The following is a 1,741-nucleotide window of genomic DNA, read 5'->3' as shown; positions in this document are numbered from 1 at the left end:
AATTTCTGCCGTGGTATTTACGCCAGACTGTAATGGTATAATATTCCTATCAGGCAAAACCGATTGAACTTGTTGAACTTGCCATGTCTCCCACCATAGACCGTGTTGGCCTGTATCGCTTTTTCTTCTACTCCGGTGACCGTAGCGAACCACCCCATATGCATGTAGAATCAGAAAGAAAGATGGCCAAATTCTGGCTCAATCCGATAGTCCCTCATCCGCCACATCGGGGGCCGGCGAGTTTTGATCCTGCACTACTCACTTTAAAGGATTTTCTGAGCCGCCTAACAAAAGATGCCTGTGGCCAGATTCTTCTTTAAGCATTCTTTAGCAAGCTTCGTAAATAACTTTTTCGTAATCCTGCAGGCAGCGGTGCAGGAGCCCACGACTTCGCGATAGCATCGAATTTGCCGCAGGAAGGAGGGCGATGATGGCCTATCGAAAACGGCTGCGGCAGCGGATCTGGCGCTTCGAAGGAGGCCAATGGAGCCGCAAGAGTGACTACATGGCGACGGAAGAGCCGTTGGAAATTCAGCTCAGCGCGGGCGCACAACGGGAAACCGTCTCCATCACTATGCGAACGCCCGGGAACGACTACGAGCTGGCAGCCGGCTTCCTGTACAGCGAGGGCATCATCCAGGCCAAGCAGGACGTGGATCACATGATCTACTGTGTGGACGGCAGCCCCATGCGCCAGGAGTATAACTTCCTGCGGGTTCAACTTCGGGCACCGGCCCTGCCGGAGCTGGCCGGCCTCAACCGCTACTTCTTCACCAATAGCGCCTGTGGCGTCTGTGGGCACACCATGCTGGAGGACCTGGCCAGACGCCCCCTCCCGCCCCTGCCCCAGGGCCCCGTCGTCTCCGCCGAGACCCTCCTGGGCCTGCCCACCCAACTCCGGCGCCACCAGGCCCTTTTCGACGAGACCGGCGGCCTGCATGCCGCGGCTCTCTTCGATGTGGACGGGAACCTGTTGGCCCTGCGGGAAGATGTGGGCCGCCACAACGCGCTGGACAAGCTGGTGGGCTGGGGCCTCCTCAACCAGAACTTGCCCTGGCCCGACCGCATCCTCATGGTCAGCGGCCGGGCCAGCTATGAGCTGCTCCAGAAGTGCCGGGTGGCCGGTGCGCCCATCTTCTGCGCCGTCTCAGCCCCCAGCAGCCTGGCCGTGACCCTGGCCGAGCGCTTCGATATCACCCTGGTGGGCTTTTTGCGGGAAAATCGCTTCAACGTCTACGCCGGCCCCCAGCGGATTCAGGAACTGCGTTCTACCCCTTCAGCGATGGAGGAGGCGGGTGGTATCAGCCCCGCCCCGACCGATTCCGCCGCCTGACTCCACGGCGGAAACCCCAGATTTCACCGATGAACACGGATTGGTAGGTCCGGCCAGGAGGCCGGGCATCCGCACCCAACGGGACGGGAACCCCTGTCACGCAAGGATGCGTGGCCTACGGATCGGGTGGATTTCTCATCCCCCGCGGCGCGATGAAGGCGCATGAAGCACTCCGATGCGGCGCCGTCCCGGCTGGGTCGGCATCTGGGGATGCCGACGCCGCGCCGCGATGGTGGCCTCTGTGGGGAGGGAGCATCCTCAGATGCGGTGCGATCCGCGGAATCTGTGGTTGAAAAAACAAATGAAACTGAAACAAATTCACAGTGGAATCCGGGTCTGAAGTCGTGGTAAAATGGTTCGATGGGCCGACGGCCAGTACAGTCTGGCGCAAATACCACGGCAGAAATT

Annotated in this window: 2 protein-coding genes; both read left to right on the top strand. The window is 60.1% G+C overall.

All coding sequences use genetic code 11. The annotated features are described in order from the left end of the window. Positions 1-83: 83 nt before the first annotated feature. Complete coding sequence (locus tag FKZ61_RS24590) at positions 84-320, top strand: DUF4160 domain-containing protein (protein WP_141612634.1); 237 nt, start codon at positions 84-86, stop codon at positions 318-320. Positions 321-430: 110 nt separating this feature from the next. Further along, positions 431-1,333, top strand: coding sequence for a formate dehydrogenase accessory sulfurtransferase FdhD (fdhD, locus tag FKZ61_RS23665; RefSeq protein ID WP_141612633.1), 903 nt, complete (start codon positions 431-433; stop codon positions 1,331-1,333). Positions 1,334-1,741: the final 408 nt, after the last annotated feature.

It is taken from the genome of Litorilinea aerophila (assembly GCF_006569185.2).
In the GTDB taxonomy this organism is placed as follows: Bacteria; Chloroflexota; Anaerolineae; order Caldilineales; family Caldilineaceae; genus Litorilinea; species Litorilinea aerophila.
This window is presented reverse-complemented; position numbering and strand designations above follow the sequence as displayed.